Here is a 19,092-nt window from a genome sequence, read left to right as displayed (position 1 = left end):
CACTAACGGAGCGTTATGCTGACATTTCAACGTTTATCCGGCGCTGAATTAGAGCGCTATATCCCCGAACTGGCCCGCTTACGTATCCGCGTGTTTCGTGATTTCCCCTATCTTTATGAAGGGGATCTCGCCTACGAGGAACGCTACCTACAGACCTATATTCAAGGTCAAGGTAGCGTTGTCGTACTCGCATTTGATGGTGATAACATCGTCGGGGCATCTACCGGTTTACCTTTAAGCCAAGAGACCGATGAGGTACTGCAACCTTTCAAAGGCGCTAACCTACCGATAGCTGACATTTTCTATTGCGGTGAATCAGTACTGCTTCAAGAATATCGCGGCCAGGGTGCTGGCGTGACCTTCTTTAATGAACGTGAAGCCCATGCCCGCGAGCTCGGCTGTAAGTGGTCCTGTTTCTGTGGCGTTCAACGCCCAGATGATCACCCCATGCGACCCGCAGACTTTGTGCCGCTGGATGATTTCTGGCGTAATCGCGGCTACAAAAAGCACCCTGAACTAGCTACTACCTTCAGTTGGAAAGAAATCGGCGAAGCGTACGAATCCCCTAAACCTATGACCTTTTGGATGAAAGCCCTATGAGCACCTTTACCCTAGCTGCTGCCCAATACGATATTGGCTTCTTTCAACGGTGGGAAGATTTCGCCGAGAAGCTCGAACAATGGGTGGCACAAGCGGCTAAAAACCAAGCGAGTCTAGCGGTGTTCCCCGAGTATGGTTCGATGGAGCTGGCGTCTTTGTTTGGCGAAGCCGTTTATAAAGATTTACAGCGCCAACTCCATGAAATGCAGACGCTGTTACCCCAATGGCATGCTCTGCATAACGAGTTAGCGAAGCGCTATAACCTGATGATCCTTGCGGCCAGTTACCCAGTACAACAGGCCAATGGCGAGTTCGTCAATCGCGCCTACTTGTTTGGCCCACAGGGATTATTGGGCTTTCAAGATAAGCTCATCATGACACGCTTCGAAAACGAGCAATGGCATATCAGCGCCGGTGATCAAATTCAGGTAATAGCAACCGATTTGGGTACGATTGGCATTAATATTTGCTATGACTCGGAATTTCCCCATCTGGCTCGCCAACAAGTAATGGCTGGGGCTAACTTGATTTTAGTGCCCAGTTGCACGGATACCGAGGCAGGCTTCCACCGAGTCCGTCTTGGTTGCCAAGCCCGTGCCTTAGAAAATCAGTGTTATGTGGCGCAAGCCCCAACCTTTGGTTTGGCACCTTGGTCCGAAGCGGTAGATATTAATACCGGACGGGCAAGCATCTATACACCAGTGGATTATGGTTTCCCAGATAATGGTATTTTGCGCCAAGGTTCCGAGTCTGATGCCCAGTGGGTGTTTGCCGAATTGGATCTATCCGAGATCGCCCGCATCCGTGCTGAAGGACAAGTATTTAACCACCGAGACTGGGACAAGCAATTCTCACCCACGGCACCGGTACAGAACGGACAGTAAACTTATCTAATCTGCATTAGAAATAGTGAAAATTGCCGTAAAACAAGGCTCTAGCGGCAATCTCACTTTCTTAGTATCAGAAACTGTTTTAGTATCTTGATCTTGCCCCAACGCGGTGATGCGCGGCAAAGGGGCAAAGCATACGTGATCATTTTATTCATTTAGTAGGAATCTATAATGGCGGCTTTTGGTAGCGTGTTCATGCCAAAAATGGCGTTGGCAACATTCGACAACAATCAATGGTCTGAGTCTCAGATCGTTTCTTCTGACAGCATCCAGCTTCATCCTGGTGCCCACGTACTACATTACTCCAGCACCTGTTTCGAAGGCTTGAAAGCTTTTCGTCACGAAGATGGTAGCGTCCATGTGTTCCGCATGGATCAAAACATCAAACGTTTAGCGCAAAGCAGCCGTTTATTGGGCTTGCCTGAGCTGAACGAAGAGCAAGTCGCCCAGATGATTAAAGACATCGTGGCAGAATTTGCTGCCGATGTTCCTGCTCCTCCGGGTTCTATGTACATTCGTCCGACTCACTTTGGTACTGAGCCTGCGGTCGGTAAAGCAGCGGCACCCTCTGTTACTTCCATGCTGTACATTCTGCTATCACCGGTAGGGGATTACTTTGCTGGCGGCGCCCGTGCCTTGCGTTTGCTGCTGGATGAGTCCGGTATGCGTTGTGCACCACACATGGGTATGATCAAGAGCGGTGGTAACTACGCCAGCGCCCTACAACCGACTTTAAAAGCGAAAGCTGAGTTCCAAGCGGATCAGGTACTGTTCTGTCCAAAAGGTGATGTCACCGAAACTGGCGCGGCAAACTTCCTTTTGGTGGATGGCAATGAAATCATCACCAAGAAGCTAGACTCTAGCTTCCTACACGGCGTCACTCGTTCTTCTATCCTAACCTTAGCGGCTGACCTTGGTATGACAGTGACTGAGCGTGACTTCACCGTATCAGAACTACTAGAGCGTGCCGCGAAGCCGGGCGTAGAAGCCATGCTGTCTGGCACTGCAGCAGTATTAACATCTGTCGGCACGTTAATTCATGAAGGCAAAGATTACTCTGTCGGCAATGGTGAAATTGGCCCAATGGCCACCAAACTACGCGCAGCCTTGAATGATATTCAATGGGGCAAAGCCGAAGACAAGCACAACTGGTTAACTAAAATCGCCTAGTAAAACCACCTAAACACGCCCTACCAAGCGCATCACGTAACGAAGCCCTTCCACAAGAAGGGCTTTTTTACTTCTAGGAGATGAGCAACAGATCATGCCACTGATCGAGGATGTCCACTGGCACCCGATTGGTAATGACTTTAGATATACTCTGAACACCAAAAACATTAGATAAATCTTAAATAAATATTGATACCTCCCTATATAAAGCCTATATTTTAGACAAATCTAATATTTTATACCTCTCGTGATGACTAGAGGTATTGCAAACATTGATAGGGAGGCGATCATGCCTATTACTCGTCGCAATCTAATAAAAACAGGCGTTGGCTTAGGTGCTCTCGGAGCGGTTGGACTGGGCTATTGGGAATTAAGTAAAGTGGATAGTAAAGCTCGCATCGTGATTGTTGGTGGCGGCGCAGCGGGAACGGGCTTGGCAAATCAGCTTTACCATTTCTTGGATGGCATTAGTATCACGGTGATTGATCCCCGCCCATATCATTGGTATCAGCCTGGACAGACCCTTTTATTAGCTGGCTCCTATCAAGATCGGGACGATGTGATCTCTGCTAACAAAACCTACCTAGATAGCCGCACTCGCTGGCTACAGGATAGCGTAGTTGAATACCGTCCACAGCAAAACCAGGTTGTTACCGCCGGCGGACAAACTATCGCCTACGATTATCTCGTCGTCGGAGCTGGGTTAGAACTGCGTTACGATATGATTGAGGGAATGGATACTAAGCTAATTGGTAAAGATGGTATTCACAGTATTTACTTTAGCCCCGAAGCCGGCATTGCCAGCCACAAAGCCGCCCTAGATTTTGCCAACAGCAAGGGTGGCAAAGCCGTATTTACTCGCCCCCAAGGGGCAATGAAATGTGCTGGCGCGCCAATGAAAGCGACCAATCTAGTAGAGTACTTTGTACGAGAAACAGGCCATCGAGATGACTTTCAGTTTGACTACTTTACCTCAGAAGGTCACCTATTTGCGGTAAAGGTCTTTAACAACAAACTCGAAGAAATTTGGCAACAGCGCGGCATCAATGATCATCGACAACATACTCTGACAGCCATAGACAGTGCCGCTAAAACCGCCACTTTTGCCAGCGCCAATGGCACAACCACCACCGAATGGGACTTCATCCATGTTGTTCCCCCCATGTCACCGGTGAAAAGTGTGCGCGAGTCCGAGCTCGCGGATAACAACACATTCAAAGGCTATCTAGAAGTAGATCAGTACACCATGCAGCACAAACGCTTTGCCAACGTATTTGGTATTGGCGATAACGTGGGCACCCCCATCGGCAAGACCGCAGCATCTGCGAAGTCGCAAATCCCTGTGGTGGCAAGCAACATTACAGCCCTCGTCACTGGTAAAGAGCCCACGGCAAAATGGGGTGGCTACACGTCCTGCCCAATGATTTTGGATGTGGGGCACGCCATGCTTTGGGAATTTGACTACACCATTGAGCCCATGACTGCCCTACCCTTTCAAGTGGTTGATCCACTCGCTGAAAGCAAGCTGGCTTGGGTAATGGAAAAGTCCATGATTCGGCCAGTGTATGACCTGATGCTCCACGGCTATACACCTATCTAACCGTTACCAGTCCGGTTGCGCTGGCGAGGCTTCGATCGACGCCAGCCAGCGCCAATCCTGTTTGACCTGCTCGGCATACTCCTGCTGCAGTTCGATCAGAGCCTGCCACGCTTCATCGGGGGTGGCTAATACAGCTTGCTCGAAATACTGGGAACGGCGATCACTGCGACCGTGGGCAAGGGCCAGGGCCTGACCACAGAGCTCAGCGTAGTCCGCAAAGCCTCCATTCAATGCACGTTTGGTACAGCAAATATCTTCGGGATCAACCCCAACTCGGGCATGGTGACGAGAGCGCACCAGCCAATGGGCCTTTTTCCAACGCACTTCATCAAGTACCAAATCAGGGCTACGTTGCATGCGGCGTTGGCAAACAACAGTAAGGTGAGCAGGAGATAGTAGATTCACCGGGCTAAGGTCTTCGAATTCGTATAACGGCGCAGCCGCCCGCTGTTTTTTCACTTCGACAATATGATAAAGCGGCAAATCCTTTGTTTTCGCTTTTTTACCGGGGCCAACCAAGAGATAGAAACGCCTCATATTCACCGAGCCAGTACCCGCTCCCAAGCGCTCCACCGCATCAACGATTTGGTCATCCACATAAGGGCCAAATACCTGCTCTAGCTCCCGGTATTCGGCAGCGGATAATGGCGCGAAACGCTCAGGTATAGAGCGAAATTTCAGCGGAGATTGTTCCAAATCGACGGCTTTTGCTAAAGAGCTTTTCGTGAAGAAATCCTCACCACCGGCTTGGCGTTTAAGCGCTTTACGCTCTAGTTTATGCAGCACATGATCCTTGGGAAAACCCTGTAGCACTTGGCGATAATCCCAAGCGCCGCTGACTAACTGCTCACAGGCAAGACGATAACCCGCTAGAAAACGAGCTAGCGCTTCCGCGACTGAGTCTTCTTCCAAACGTTTGAGATTAGCGAATGGGACATCAGGAATATAACGACCATCTTGTACCCCATGACAATGGTCTGCGGCTAAAATAAGGCTGACACCATAACGCAGCAAATCCCATCCAGCATGACCCACACAGGCGTCATCAAAGTCATTGGGTGCAAAGATGATGTCCTCCCCATGGGAGCCTTCTTCGCTAAACAGGCCAAAATTTGAAACATGACAATCACCCATCACCATGGTGAGGGGCCAAGATTCGATTTCTGCCGGTAGGGAAAAGCGCAACGAGGCCAGATCGCTATAGAAGACTGATGCCGCGCCACGCAGCATCACAAAGGGACTGGTCGCCATTTTTTGATGTTTCGCCAAGCCTGAACCTGGCTCAACGCCATCGACGCGCCCCATCACTTGTAGTAGCTCGTTTGCCCGTTCTTGCATCCGTTTTCCCCCAAGTCTCGCGGTGTAGGAATGATCAGAAAGCCAGAAGTGTACCACTCAAATCATGACTTCGCAGAAAATGGCACCAAAGTTTGTCTTTGGGCAACAGGCTAGGTGCGGTTTACCTCTCCCACTTGCGCCCATTTAGGTGGTCGATGGTAACGCCCTACTACCGAACTTAAACACAGAAATGCCAATAATGAGAAAGCTAAAGCGGTGCTATCGAGCACCAAAAAGGCGGCAATTAGAATCATAATATCCGCCACCAAGGTAGTGCGGCTGGCGTGAATGTCGAAGCGACGTTCCAAATACACTGCCAAGATGTTCAAGCCCCCCAATGAGGCGTTATGACGAAACAGGATGATCAAACCAAAGCCTGTTAACAAACCGCCTAGTACAGCGGCTAAGATGGGGTGAATCGCCATATGAATGCTGTGCTCGAACCATTGGGACAGCAGTGACAATAAGCTAATAGCCGCAAAAGTGCGCAGGGTGAAGGTTTTACCTAAAGCGCGCCAAGCTAAGTAATAAAATGGGATATTCAACAGAAAAAACAGTAGCCCAAATGACAGGCCAGTTAGCTTGCCTAGGATCATACCAAGACCAGCTGTACCACTAATTAACAACCCAGAAGCATTCAGTAGATGCAGCCCTAAAGCTACTAGCAGACAGCCTTCCACAATAGAAAGCCATTGGTGAGTCAGTTTCATAACCTTGTCCTCAATTACATACAGCTACTTTTGGTAGCCAATGGGGTACGCGGGCTTCTTGTGAAAGCCCTAACGCGGACCGTTTGCATTGCATTATTAATGAAGTTGGCGGATTTTGCACCCATCAGCGGCAAAATCCGCACAAGTTTCACGATCAACAGGGTAGCAATACCCAAGCTAAAATTGGGGCTCGATAGCCGTCTTGCTTTTTAAACTCCCGATATCCCTGAGATAAGGCAACACCCATCAGATAGTGATGTTCCCCCAAGCGATAAGGCACCGCGAGACTACCTTGGGATTTAAGTTTGTCCAACGGGATATCTGGCATAAATACATCATGCACCGCGTAGCGATCATCACTACAACTGATCACGCGACCTTGCTCATCGGTAAATACCGCAAACGCCTCGTGATCGTGATGTTTGGGTAATACATCGCGCAAAATCGCTTGAAACTCCACAAACGCATCAAACACAATGCCGATACCACCAATCACTTTCTGGGGAGCGTCTGGATCACGAATGGCACCATTGTAAATATAGGTAGATTGGTGATGATAAAGATCCGATGGAGCAAACGCCGACACGCTATATTCTTGGATATCTTTTAACTCCAACGCTTGTCCGGTGGCTTGCTGCTCGCCTACTTTTGCACCAAGGAATTGCTGTCCTTCTTCCGTAGATAGGGCCACATAATGACGTTCCTTATCGTAGACATACAACTCATGGTAAACCGTATACAGTCGGTGAATAAAACGTAATGTCTGCGTAATTTTGGCTTTATCAACGGGGCGCTCAGCCAAGGCTTCCCGAATACTGGGGTTTTGCGCCCACCAGCGACAGTCATTAGCACGCTCGTACAGGTTTCGGTCGACAATATCTACCGCCAGCTCCGCCTGTAATTTCACCTCATCCAATTGGCTAAACAAGATCGTCGAAAAGAGGGACTCAATGGATTTGGCAAACATGGAGTCAATGTCTCGACCGATCCCTTTGATCGCCTCTAACACTGGCATAAACTCCGCTGAATCACTGCGTGCCGCCGTGATGATACCGTTCAACACGATCAATTCGAGATCATTATTGATCAAGGTAGATCGAGTACGGATATCCAACAGGTCATTGGAAAATAGGCGTGGCAGCTCTTTTAATGGCGGCAAACTATCCAGTAACTTGGTGTCCCGTTCTAATCGTTTCGCAAAGCCTTTCATGGGCATCAGGGCACAAGCCCGCCAGCCCTTGGGGCCAGGGTAGCCTTGGTAGGGATTGCCCGGAGTGCTCACCAATAACATCTCCGTATCGTTATGGGTTAAGACACTTGGTCGATCTGGATTGGGGATATATTTCGGCAGGAAATCCCCATGCTTACGTAACTGGTTGAGCACCTCGCCCTTCTCATTGACGATGACATAGGGGACTTCATCGTCGTCGCTAAGCTGCTCAAAAATGGTTGTGATTTCGTTACGGAAACGAAAACACAGCACCACCACCCCGATCACATCAAAACCATCGCGCACACTGTGTAGATAAAACAGGTGGGACTTCCCATCTTGGCGCATAGCCGACGGCCCGAAGTATTCCACAAAATCATCCGGTGCGGCCAACGCTTGCTTAACACAATCTTCATAAATCGCCGGCTGCGGACGGTCACTACTCAACTGGAACAGCACATCGCCATGCTTAGACAAAATCAGGGCATCGTTATATACCGTGTACTTGTCTACATAGTCCTGCATGCGCTGACGCATAGCCACTACATCATCGGCACTTCGCGTATCCTGTAGAATGTAGTTAATCACCGCAGAATCCGAACTTAAAAAGCCAATATCGGCGGTGCGTTCAAACAGGTTGCGAATTAAGACATCAATCGCCATCTGACAGCGGGACTGGTGATGCAAAATCGCTTTGCGGGCGTGCTGATATACCAACTTTTGAATCAACCGGTCTTGTAACTCGTGAAAGCTGGAACGGGCTGTATCCATATCTTCTAAAATCGTCGCAGCCACATCGAGGCTATTGATCTTGCCAATCAAGGCGATCTTGCCCCACCAGTCACTTAAGGATTTTAGATTTTTGTCGTAATAATTTACGTCAGAGATGAGTTGTTTCAGCTTTTGCTCATAGGCGCTGATAAAGGAATCCATACGAGTTTGCTCCTAACATCAAAATTTGACATTGCAAAGCAAGTGCCCTGCCAACTGGCACAGATCGCTAAATTATCATCTCGATATAAATCAATAGGTTAACAAATAAACACTTTATATGTTAAAGAATGTAACCAATCATTGGCACATAAAAGAAGCAGAGAACAGTGCGACGCACTAAGACTGAATGAAAATAGCTAGTCTTGAGCGACTCGAGGAACAAAAATGGGGCGACCATCCACTTCAGCAACTGCTAAAGGCTGTTGATATAGCGCCTCTAGGTTGGTTAACTGCAGTAAAGTTCGGGCTTCTCCCCAAAGTGGCGCACGGTCGGGGTACATAAGCAAGACATGGGTGCACCATTGGGAAGCTAGGTTCACATCATGCAAAGAAGCAATTACGCAGCGCTGCTGTTTTCCTTGACGTTGCAACAGCGCCATAGCGCTCACCTGATGATGTAGATCGAGATGATTGGTCGGCTCATCTACCAGCCAAATATCCGGTTGCTGGGCCAGTAGCATGGCTAATGCAACCCGTTGGCGCTCACCACCTGAAAGCTGATAAATCTGTCGCTGGCTAAGATAGGACAGCTCCAGCGCCTTAAGAGCTTCTTCCACTAACTGGCGATCGTCTCCCTGTTCGGACTGCCACATAGAAAGATGAGGATGGCGACCGAGCATCACCGTTTCTGCCACCGTGGCAGGAAAGCCATCCTGATGCTCTTGAAACATTATGCCAATTTGCTGGGCAATCGCGCCTCGCGACATTTGCGTAAGAGGCACATCATCTAATACCACCTGACCAGAGCGGGCGTTTCTTAGACCAGCTAGGGTATGCAGCAAGGTAGTTTTGCCAACCCCATTTGGGCCAAGTACTCCCCACACTTGCCCCGGCTCGATCGTCACATCTAGAGCAAAGCCGCTTTGCTGATAAGGAATATCCACCACCAGCTGATCTAAGCGTAACTGACTCATAGGCGCCCCCGATGCAATAACAACAGGAAGGTCGGCACCCCAAGCAAGGCTGTAATCACACCGACGGGCAACTGCTCTGGGGCAATCACGGTACGCGCTAAGGTATCTGCCAAGGTTAACAGGCAGCCACCGGCCAAGGCACTGGCCGGCAAGATAATGCGCTGATCATTGCCTAGAACCATGCGCAATAGATGCGGTACAACGAGCCCGACAAAACCCACACTACCGGCTGTAGTGACGGCCACCGCCGTTAGCACACTTGCCAATACAAATACCCCACGCTCCAGTCGTTTGACATTGATCCCAAGGGAAGCCGCTTGCAGCGCACCACGACCCAACACATTGAGGCTACGGCCCAAGGGAAACAGAATCAGGCAGACCGCCACCAAAACCACCCAAGCGGGCCAAGGGGAACCGGCATAGGCTAAATCCCCCATCAACCAGTACAACATGCCCGGGAGTTTTTGTGGTGGTGCCAACGCTAGGATCAAGGTAATCAAGGCTCCCCACCCCGCTGCAATCACCACACCGGTTAACAACAAACGTAATGAGGAAGCCGCTGTTTTTAATTGGGTTAAGCCGAATACGAGAACCGTAGAAACAATCGCGCCGACAAACGCGGCACCGGAAAGAAAAACTCCTGATACACCGATCAAGATCGCCAACAACGCCGCTACCGAAGCCCCACCGGAGATGCCCAATACATAGGGCTCCGCCAACGGGTTGCGCAATAACACCTGCATCAGAGCACCGGCAACAGCCAACAATCCACCGGTGGCAAAGGCCGCTAAAATACGTGGTAAACGCAGCTCTAATACCAAGGTATTCGCCAGTGTGGCACTTTCACCAGTAAAAGCTTGCCACACCTGATAAGGGGATAGACTGACGCTACCTTGGGTAAGCGCAAACAATAGCGTAACAATAGAGAGTAGCAACAGCCCCCAAAGCGGGGTTTGCACCCTACCCACAGATGCCAGCACCGTATTAACGGCGGCCACGGGCTAGATCCAACTTGTCACAGAGAATGCGGGCACCATCTAATACCCTTGGCGTGGGGCGCTGAATCAAGGACGGCGGTACAAAGAAAAGATTATTTTGCTTAGTCGCTTGTAACTCTGGGAAGGCTTTCCAAGCTTCTAACCAATGGGCATTTTCTTCCCCCATGCCACCGGCCACAATGGCTTCGGGGTTTTCCAGCAATACCGCCTCTTGGCTTAAACGAGGGATTAACCGGGGTGCATCAGCAAACACATTCACGCCACCACATAACTCCACCACTTTACTGATGTAGTGGGTGCCATTCATGGACATCAGCGGGGAATCCCACACTTGGTAAAAGGTGCGTATTGGCTCGGCTCCTTGGTATCGTTCACGCAGCTCGCTAATGCCTTGGCGAAATTCCGCCGCAACTCGATCCGCGACGTCTCGACTAGCAGCCAATTCACCAATACGTTCTACTGAAGAGGCAATCCCTTCAAAATCATGGGGTTCCACAAAATAAATGGTCATGCCCATTTGCTCTAACGTGGCCACCTGTTCCGACGGATTGCCCGTTCCCCAAGCCAGCACCAAATCTGGCTGCAAGCTGACTAAACGCTCCATATCCAGACGGGTATGACTGCCCACGGAGGTAACCTGTTTCGCTTCTGGGGGGTAGTCACTGTAAGACACCACCGCCACAACTTGATCCCCCGCGCCGGCGGCGTAGGCCAACTCAGTGGCACCGGGGGACAAGGCAGCGATACGCTGGGCTGGGCTTGATAAACACACTTGGCGCTGTTTATCGTCCACCACACAGAGCTCCCCATCGACAGAAAAAGCAAAAGACGACCAGAGACACCCACCCAGCACCAAGGTAAATGCAAAGAGCTTAGATTGTGTCTTCATGGTCGGTTTCCTTGCTTACAGCGCCGAGTAATTCACCGTTAAAAACGCACCAACACCGGGGTTTTTATAACCCCCGGCTGTTTCATAGTCTTTATCCAAGGCATTCTTCACCGTGAATTTCGCGTTCCAGTCTTTGGCAAAATCATAGCTCGCGCGAAGGTTTAGTAATGCGTAGCCCGGTAATAATTCCGTGTTCGCCGCATCATCGTAACGATCACCGTAACCCGCAACCGTGAAACCAAGGGAGGAATTTTCGAAGCCACGGTCTACATCAATTCGAGCCGATTTTTCAACTCGGCGTTGCAATCGCTTACCATGGTTATCCCCGTCACTTAGGTTTACTGGATCCATTAGGGTGGCATTAAATCCTAATGACCATTCGGCTAGCTTTGCGCCAGTGGCGAATTCGATACCGCGAACCCTAGCATTTTGAATATTTTCATATTTTTTGGTGCTCCTGTTGTAGGCAATCATGTCATTGTAATCCGACTGATAAAAAGCCAAATCCCAGTAGCTAGATCCATAATCACCTCTTATGCCCAACTCTGACGACGTCGAGGCTTCCGATTTAATCTCAAGGCTACCATATTGGCTATACAGATGACTGAAATCTGGGGCTTTGTATGCCGTACCATGGCTGCTTCTGATCTTGATATTGGTAGAGGCCTGAAATCCGAGTGAGATACCCCCGGTGCTAGATCCTGCAAACTGACTATTTTCATCAGATCGCAAGTTAGCTTGTAGGGTCCATTTACCAAAATACCCTGTAGCTTGCCCAAAAATCGCAGAATTAGTTCTTATAGGAGTATCATAAGAAACATCAGCTGTGTCCTCGGAGTACTCAGCTCCAAACACAAAATCGCTGTTATTAGCCCAGACGACGTTACTCCACCGAACAGCCTGATTAATGGAGTTAAATTCAGACCCGCTATCATAGGATTGATCTAATGAGGACTCTTTGAAGTTGATCGAACTATCCCAGTTCTTCAAAACTGGGAAATCTGCCCCAATATTTGCAACATGGAGGTTGTAATCAAGTTCTCCTCCACTATACTCGCTATGACCATTACCATTCATATAAAGCAGTTTCAGGTTGGTTCTATCACTAATTTTATGGGCGACTCTAAAAAGAAGGCTTCCACTCTTGTAGGCTTTATTCTCCTCGTCCAATTTTAATTTGGTTCCATCTGTTTGGAACGTACTCCCTGACAAAAGAATACTAGTATTTCCTAAATTGCCACTAGCGCTAACTTGAGCTCCTTGAGTATTAAACGACCCTCCCTCCACGGAGAAATCAATAGAATCCTCTCGACTGTCCTTTAGGAAAAGCTGAACTACTCCACCCACAGCTTCCGAGCCGTATAGTGATGACCTTGGTCCCCTGACAACCTCGACTCTTTCAAATAATGCAGGATTTAAATACTGCCATGGAGCAACTCCCAACGTAGCAGAATAGAGAGGAACGCCATCGATCAGTAACTTAGTACCACTGCTATTCGCACCACGCATAAATAAGCTTGTCGCTTTCCCATACCCCCCATTGGTGGTGATATCCACCCCTGGCTGCCCGGCCAGTAGCTCGGTCATTTCTTGGGGTTGTTGTTTTTCGATGTCGTCTTTATCGATCACGGTCACGGAAGCCAATGATTCCGAAGCGGTAATTGGGGTAGTGGTCGCCGTGGTGATGACGATCAGTAGCGGATCTTTTTGCTCGGTTTCTGCAGCAAGGGTTTGGCTGGAAATGGCGGCAAGAATGCTTAGGGCCGCTGCGGTTTTCGCAAACGCCGGTAGGGAGTCTGTTTTAGAAGTCATGGTCTTTATCTGATTTGTTGCACTGAGCACGCCCGCACAGTGGTGAACCTAAGCTTTGCCATTTATGGTGAGCAGGCAAAGCCCCCGGTTATAGGCAGGTCTCCGGACTTCAAAGCCGCTTACGCGCACTTTATCGCCTTCCCATGACACGCTGTCACAGTGGCATTTCGATAAAGCTTGTCTTTGTTACCGTTGCGGGGGCAGCGTTGGATTCACACCAACTTCCCTCTTCGTGCCAGAGCGTACCCTGGCAACCTATAACAGGCGCGTACTCTACCACAGGCCAGCCAGAAGCAGAATGAATCAAGTTCAACTCCATATTAGTACTTCGCAGTTAGTAGCATTCAAGCGTTCAGACCACATTGCGTAACCAAGAAACACAGTTGTTTACAATATTTTTGCATAGTGTTTGACATAGAATGCTATATCTCAAACATGATTCCTGTCTTATTGAGCTTGCTCTGATATAGTTACAGGGTAATGCAGTTTGCTCTGGAACACTGCTATATGGTTATTTTTCTTTCTATCCTCTTATCTCTGTTTGGATTTGCTGTCGCTCCTCAAGCTCTGGCAAACTCCACCCCTGTCTTGGATAGAACCAGCGAAGTCATCGATCTTGGTCCAAACAGCCATTACCTTACAACGACTGCGCTTTATATCAATGAACTTACTAAGCGGGAGGATTTGCCATGGCAACCCGTTTTACAGTCCCCCCTTAATATCAATATCGATCAACCCGGTATTTGGCTTAAAACCGACTTTCGTACCGGTGTGTTAAATAATTGGTTTTGGGTGCTCCATGTACCTTGGTCTGGCATCTCCTCTTTGGAGTGGTATCTCTATGATCGAAGCAATAATCGCCTCGGCCAAAATGGCAGTATTGATCAATGGCGGATTGCAAAGACATTTTCTGCAGATAAACACCCCTATTCGGTACGTCTTATGCTGGCCGATAACCATGAGTACACCTTATTTTTAAAGGTCACCAGCGAAGAAAAGCTGATCGTTCCCGTCTCCTTGGTGAAGGAAAAAACATTTATTCAGCAGGCGGTTGAAAATCATCTGATGTTTGGGCTTTTCTACGGCATTTTGATCGCCATGTTGGGCTACAACCTGTCCCTGTTTATTTATGTGAGGGACTCGAGCTATGCCTATTACTGTTTGTATGTTTCCACCATCATTTTATACACCCTATCGGTTACCGGCATCGGTAGCGCTTATATTTGGCATGACTTCGACTGGCTCAACGAGCATGGTTATCGCTTCACCGCCTCGTTAGCATTTTTTGCCGCCGCTCTGTTTATCCGCAGCTTTCTCAAGCTGCCACAACAGGGTGGTTGGCTGCGTTTATCGGGGGATATTGCCGTATTGGCCTGGGCAATGGTGCTGCTACAGGTGCTTATTTTTCCGACCCCTTGGCAAGTTTATCTGGTTGACGGTGTCGGGACGATAAGCTGCATCGCCGGCTTCACGGTATCTGCCTACCGTTGGTATCAAGGGGATATTTCCGGCAAGTATATGACCATCGCTTGGAGCATGTTGATCTTTTCCACATTCCTACTAATGCTGGGGCTTACCGGCATCATTGCCTACCGCACAGAATTGTACTATTTCCAGTTTGTCGGTTTTGTCATCGAAGTATTACTGCTCTCTATGGCCTTGGCCGAGCGCATTGGCCGGGAACGGAAAGAGCGTATTGCCGCAGAGTCCCAATCAATCTACTACGAGCAGCAAAGTTTAATGGCCAAAAGTCGGGAGCTGGCTGCTCAGCAACATGCACTTGCCGTGGAGCGCCAAGCAAAAGAAGAGCTAGAACAAAAGGTCGAGGAACAAACTTTCGAGTTAAAACAAGCCATGGGGGCTCTAGAACAAGCCAACCACGAGCTAGAACACATCAGCCGAGTAGATGGACTAACTGGTCTCTATAATCGTCGCTACTTTGATAAAGCGTTTAAAGACTCGTTTAGCTCCTGCCTACAGCAACAACTTAGCTTGTCCGTCCTAATTTTAGACGTGGACTTTTTCAAACAGGTAAACGACAAATACGGATACCAAGCGGGTGATGAATGCTTACGTCAGATTGCCCAAATACTCCAACAAAATGCCGACAACGAAGCCCATGGCCTTTGTGCTCGGTATGGCGGAGAAGAGTTCTGTTTAGTAGTCGCAGGGATGGATGCTACAGCCGCCGCTAAGTTTGCCGAGCAGATTCGCACCCAAGTCTCTTCACTGAAACTGTGTTACGGCACCCGACCTTTCCAGGTAACCATCAGTATCGGGGTGGCGACAACCATACCAACACCCCAGGCTAATCCAGAAAAGCTGTTGCAAGCCGCGGATAATGCGCTTTATCTAGCCAAATCAAACGGTAGAAACCGAGTAGAACAATTACCCTTTTAAAAACGCTCGGTGAACTGAGCCATCAATCGTAACGAGTGGGGCAACGTTCTAACCTTGTAGTAAGAGGGAATTTTCTAATGTTCTTGGGGTCAACCTACCACTTAGTGCATAAGCTTTTTGAATATTAATGTAATTTAATGTCTATTACCTTGTCTGGCTCACCACAATTATTGAGGTAACTCCGTGGTCGCTTTGGTTGCTATCGCTGTCATCTTGCTCTTTTTCGGCCCCAGTCTGTGGGTCAAGCGGGTACTGAGCAAGTATCGAGCTTTGCGGGTGGATTTGCCCGGCACGGGTGGTGAGCTGGCGCGACACTTAATCCAACGCTATCAATTGGAGGGCGTGACCGTCGAGGTTGGGCAAGAAGGCCAAGATCACTACGATATCCTTGCCAAGACAATTCGCCTCAGCCCTTATGTCTATGACGGTCAATCACTCACTGCCGTGGCCGTGGCGACCCACGAGGTCGGTCATGCTATCGCCCACCACCGGCAGGATACCGTGGCCAAGTTGCGCACCCGCTACTTACCATGGGCAATGCGTTTGCAACGATTGGCGTTTTTGCTACTGATTATCTGGCCGATCTTAAGCTTAGCCTTACGCCTGCCCTATCTACCTGTTTTGCATATCGGCGTCGTCGCTTTGATGGGGATAATGACGGTATTTATTCAGTTGGCAATTTTGCCGGAAGAATGGGATGCCAGTTTCAATAAGGCACTACCCATTTTACGGGAAGGTAATTACGTCAGTGAGCGGGACTTACCGAAGATCAAACGCATCCTCACTGCCTGCGCCATGACCTATGTGGCGGCGGCATTACGGAATATTTTGCTGTTCTGGCGTTTGCCTCGCTAACGATTTTGTCACCCGTGACCGGGGCAGACAACGTGCTCCGGTTGAATATGAAACATCACCACATCTGGGTGACTGAAGAAGCCCATTTCCCACGGATTCTTCATGATGAAGCGCTCGCGAATATCGATAAACAAGTCGGAATCCTTCGGCACTTCAAAGACTCTACCTTGAATAATGCTATAGTTCCATTCAATGGCATGTTCGAACGTAAAGGAAGCGCGCCCGTCGATGGCAAAGTAGCAGCGGGAGTCTTTGCTTAACACTTGTTCTTTGAAAGTGCCACGGAAGGTGATGAAGAAAATATCGTCTTCTTCCGAGGACAAAAAAGCCAACACTGTAGAATGGGGCTGGCCTGCCGCATAGGTAAACAAGACACCAACTTTGTTGTCCTGTTCTTCCATATCCACCGCTGGCACGTAAGTAAGGGGCGTGTCAGCGATAGCTTGGGGAGGGCGAATATCTTGGGGAAATTCATAGCCTGGCTCTCGGTATTCTTTCACCACCGTAAGACCGTAAAACAACTGGTATTCTACTGCGGAGACCAGCACCTCATAGGTAGAAATTGCCGCGACTCGACCCTTAAATGAGGCTCGATACACCTTTAGATCAGCATCGTACTCTGACACACCGGTACGATTGTCCAAATGCAAGGTAACCAGTTGGCCGACTTCGAAGCGATGCCCACTTGGTAGCTTCACCGTTAGTTGGGTGTCAGATTGGGGGCGCACACCGCAGATGTACACCGCCATGCCATGGTTATCGGTCTCGGTATAGGCACTGGCCACCGCCAAAAACTCTTCGCCCAAGTAAGATACCAAACTAGACATTTCACGCCCCCAACCAATTAAATGATGGGACTATTCCAAGCCGTAAGCACTCATATCTGGGCCCAGTGGCACAATACGAGTCGGATTTAGCGCTTTGATGGAGTAGTACCCTTTTTTAATGTGGGCCAGATTCACGGTAGAACGAATACCAGGCAAATCCAAAACCCGCACAACATAGGCATCAAGATAGCGATAGTCACGTAGCATGTGCAAGTTACATTTGAAAATACCGTGATACGCGGCATCAAAACGGATCAGGGTAACAAATAATCGGATATCCGCTTCAGTGAACTGATCACCAAAGAGGAACGAGCGACCATCGCTTAAGCGTTGCTCCAACCATTCCAAGGTTGCGAATACATCCCGGTAAGCTTCATCATAGGCTGCTTGGGTCGTCGCAAAACCGGCACGGTAAACCCCATTGTTGAAGTTTGGGTACACCTTCTCATTGAGTGCATCGATATCAGCTTGCAAGGCTTCTGGGTACAAGTCGAAGTCGTTATTAGCCAGTTCGCCAAAACCACTATTCAAGATGCGCACGATGTCGGCAGACTCGTTATTGACGATGGTGCCGGTTTTCTTATCCCACAACACCGGCACCGTCGCACGGCCACTGATGTTTGGGTCGGCTTTGGTGTAAAGCTCGTGCATGTAAGTCACGCCATTAATATGGTCTTCGGTACTACCAGGGAAGCCATCAAACTGCCAACCTTGGTCGGTAATCACGGGGGTCACAATAGACACGCTAATCACGTCTTCCAAACCTTTTAGGCTACGTGCCATTAAGGTGCGAGATGCCCACGGGCAGATGTACGCCACGTAAAGGTGGTAGCGCCCCGCTTCGGCGACAAACTTGGTATCTTCGGTAGCTTGATCCGCTGGCACAATCCAATCACGGAATGTGGACGTCTGACGCACAAAGCCTCCTTTTTCATCGGTTGCTTGTACTGGTTGCCAATTCTCTACCCATTTGCCATCTACTAACATTTGTCACCCCATTCACTAAATTTGTTCACTTCAATGACGCTAATGTAGCGCGTTTCCGTTCATTATATTAGTCTCTTAATATGAAGCACTTTGTTGCATTTGAAGAAACAATCGTACAACAGCATCGGGGCTCTGCTTTTTACTGAAATAGGGTAAGCGTCACTAAATCGGCCTCTAGTTTTCGCGCTTGACCCCGCCCAAACTGTGTTTCGTCTATTCATCCACGGAGCACACAATATGAATGCAAACACAGCGTTAAACCAGGCTTGGGCAGACCATATCGAAAAGTGGCGAGCCTCTGGCCTGTCCATCAAAGCCTTCTGTGAACAAGAAGGCTTGGTGTACCATCAGTTTAGCTATTGGCGGCAGAAGTTTTTGCCTGCCGCTGACTCGACAACGGGATCGAAATTAGTGCCGGTAGCGCTGGCAACGCCTTCTATGCCTTCTAGCGATCTAGAAATCTTGCTCCCCAATGGGGTGATCATTCGTGGTATTGATGTGACTAATGTCTCGTTGGTGTCCCATCTGGTAGCGGCTTTATGAAACCTCGTTATCTACGCCCTGCATTGAATTTACCCCAGATCTTTTTGTATCGAGACCCGGTGGATTTTAGAAAGCAGGCCCATGGACTGGCGGTGCTGATCGAGCAAGAACTAGGGCACAATCCTTTTTCCGGAGCCTTGTACGCCTTTACTAATCGGCATCGCAATAAGATCAAGTGCGTGATGTGGGAAGACAACGGCTTTGTGCTCTATTACAAAGGTTTAGCAGAAGAAAAGTTTAAGTGGCCCAAAGCCTCAGAGGAGTTGGTATCCCTCACCGGTGAGCAAATTAATTGGCTGTTAGAAGGCTACGATCTTAGCCTAATGCAAGGCCATAAAACCTTGCATTATGAGGCA

At 49.0% G+C, this 19,092-nt stretch carries 17 protein-coding genes and 1 riboswitch; of the genes, 8 read left to right on the top strand and 9 right to left on the bottom strand.

Annotation, left to right across the window (positions count from 1 at the left end):
- The first annotated feature begins 15 nt into the window (after window positions 1-15).
- The 4 genes from FJM67_RS12305 (at window position 16) to FJM67_RS12290 (ending at window position 4,260) form a co-directional block, all read left to right on the top strand.
- Entirely contained in the window at window positions 16-600 is a 585-nt protein-coding gene (locus tag FJM67_RS12305) for a GNAT family N-acetyltransferase (protein WP_140589701.1), read from the top strand.
- Window positions 597-1,484 (top strand): carbon-nitrogen hydrolase family protein, encoded by an 888-nt coding sequence (locus FJM67_RS12300; RefSeq protein ID WP_140589699.1) that lies wholly within the window; start codon window positions 597-599, stop codon window positions 1,482-1,484. The genes FJM67_RS12305 and FJM67_RS12300 overlap by 4 nt, the downstream gene beginning before the upstream one ends.
- A gap of 177 nt (window positions 1,485-1,661) precedes the next feature.
- Window positions 1,662-2,660 (top strand): branched-chain amino acid aminotransferase, encoded by a 999-nt coding sequence (locus FJM67_RS12295; protein WP_140589698.1) that lies wholly within the window; start codon window positions 1,662-1,664, stop codon window positions 2,658-2,660.
- A gap of 289 nt (window positions 2,661-2,949) precedes the next feature.
- Entirely contained in the window at window positions 2,950-4,260 is a 1,311-nt protein-coding gene (locus FJM67_RS12290; RefSeq protein ID WP_181161496.1) for an NAD(P)/FAD-dependent oxidoreductase, read from the top strand.
- 3 nt (window positions 4,261-4,263) lie between these two features.
- On the opposite strand, the gene FJM67_RS12285 is transcribed toward FJM67_RS12290, so the two are convergent.
- The 7 genes from FJM67_RS12285 to FJM67_RS12255 all read right to left on the bottom strand — a co-directional run bounded on the left by FJM67_RS12285 (window position 4,264) and on the right by FJM67_RS12255 (window position 13,154).
- Window positions 4,264-5,598 carry a DUF2252 family protein gene (locus tag FJM67_RS12285; RefSeq protein WP_140589694.1) on the bottom strand — a complete coding sequence of 445 codons (1,335 nt, stop codon included), beginning with the start codon at window positions 5,596-5,598 and terminating at the stop codon, window positions 4,264-4,266.
- A 110-nt stretch (window positions 5,599-5,708) separates the two neighbouring features.
- Window positions 5,709-6,308, bottom strand: a complete 600-nt coding sequence (locus FJM67_RS12280; protein ID WP_140589692.1) for a YitT family protein — start codon at window positions 6,306-6,308, stop codon at window positions 5,709-5,711.
- A 154-nt stretch (window positions 6,309-6,462) separates the two neighbouring features.
- Complete coding sequence (locus FJM67_RS12275; protein WP_140589691.1) at window positions 6,463-8,451, bottom strand: cache domain-containing protein; 1,989 nt, start codon at window positions 8,449-8,451, stop codon at window positions 6,463-6,465.
- A 197-nt stretch (window positions 8,452-8,648) separates the two neighbouring features.
- A complete protein-coding gene (locus FJM67_RS12270; RefSeq protein WP_140589689.1) occupies window positions 8,649-9,425 on the bottom strand; it encodes an ABC transporter ATP-binding protein in 777 nt (258 codons plus the stop codon).
- On the bottom strand, window positions 9,422-10,423 hold the full coding sequence (locus FJM67_RS12265; protein WP_235890055.1) for a FecCD family ABC transporter permease: 1,002 nt from the start codon (window positions 10,421-10,423) through the stop codon (window positions 9,422-9,424). The genes FJM67_RS12270 and FJM67_RS12265 overlap by 4 nt, the downstream gene beginning before the upstream one ends.
- Window positions 10,410-11,312, bottom strand: coding sequence for a cobalamin-binding protein (locus tag FJM67_RS12260; protein WP_140589687.1), 903 nt, complete (start codon window positions 11,310-11,312; stop codon window positions 10,410-10,412). Before FJM67_RS12260 ends, FJM67_RS12265 begins: the two co-directional genes overlap by 14 nt.
- Window positions 11,313-11,327: 15 nt before the next feature.
- The gene (locus tag FJM67_RS12255; protein ID WP_140589686.1) at window positions 11,328-13,154 is read right to left on the bottom strand and encodes a TonB-dependent receptor domain-containing protein; all 1,827 of its coding nucleotides are present in this window, start codon (window positions 13,152-13,154) and stop codon (window positions 11,328-11,330) included.
- A 46-nt stretch (window positions 13,155-13,200) separates the two neighbouring features.
- Window positions 13,201-13,398, bottom strand: a riboswitch (cobalamin riboswitch).
- A 233-nt stretch (window positions 13,399-13,631) separates the two neighbouring features.
- On the opposite strand from FJM67_RS12255, the gene FJM67_RS12250 reads away from it, so the two are divergent.
- Both FJM67_RS12250 and FJM67_RS12245 read left to right on the top strand, forming a co-directional pair.
- Complete coding sequence (locus FJM67_RS12250) at window positions 13,632-15,524, top strand: diguanylate cyclase (protein WP_181161495.1); 1,893 nt, start codon at window positions 13,632-13,634, stop codon at window positions 15,522-15,524.
- Window positions 15,525-15,707: 183 nt separating this feature from the next.
- Window positions 15,708-16,379, top strand: coding sequence for a zinc metallopeptidase (locus FJM67_RS12245; protein WP_140589683.1), 672 nt, complete (start codon window positions 15,708-15,710; stop codon window positions 16,377-16,379).
- Window positions 16,380-16,387: 8 nt separating this feature from the next.
- Here FJM67_RS12245 and FJM67_RS12240 read toward each other — a convergent pair whose 3' ends face one another.
- A complete protein-coding gene (locus FJM67_RS12240; RefSeq protein ID WP_140589681.1) occupies window positions 16,388-17,206 on the bottom strand; it encodes a hypothetical protein in 819 nt (272 codons plus the stop codon).
- Between the two features lie 30 nt (window positions 17,207-17,236).
- On the bottom strand, window positions 17,237-18,193 hold the full coding sequence (locus FJM67_RS12235; RefSeq protein WP_140589680.1) for a glutathione S-transferase family protein: 957 nt from the start codon (window positions 18,191-18,193) through the stop codon (window positions 17,237-17,239).
- A gap of 237 nt (window positions 18,194-18,430) precedes the next feature.
- On the opposite strand from FJM67_RS12235, the gene tnpA reads away from it, so the two are divergent.
- Both tnpA and tnpB read left to right on the top strand, forming a co-directional pair.
- Window positions 18,431-18,736, top strand: coding sequence for an IS66 family insertion sequence element accessory protein TnpA (tnpA, locus tag FJM67_RS12230; protein WP_140589678.1), 306 nt, complete (start codon window positions 18,431-18,433; stop codon window positions 18,734-18,736).
- Window positions 18,733-19,092 (top strand): IS66 family insertion sequence element accessory protein TnpB (gene tnpB, locus FJM67_RS12225; protein ID WP_140589676.1); only part of this gene is annotated, 360 nt, incomplete at its 3' end. The genes tnpA and tnpB, both read left to right, overlap by 4 nt.

The organism is Maribrevibacterium harenarium (genome assembly GCF_006385675.1).
GTDB classification, from domain to species: domain Bacteria; phylum Pseudomonadota; class Gammaproteobacteria; order Pseudomonadales; family Marinomonadaceae; genus Marinomonas; species Marinomonas harenarium.
The sequence above is the reverse complement of the archived record's forward strand: the minus strand, read 5'-3'. Positions and strand labels throughout refer to the sequence as shown.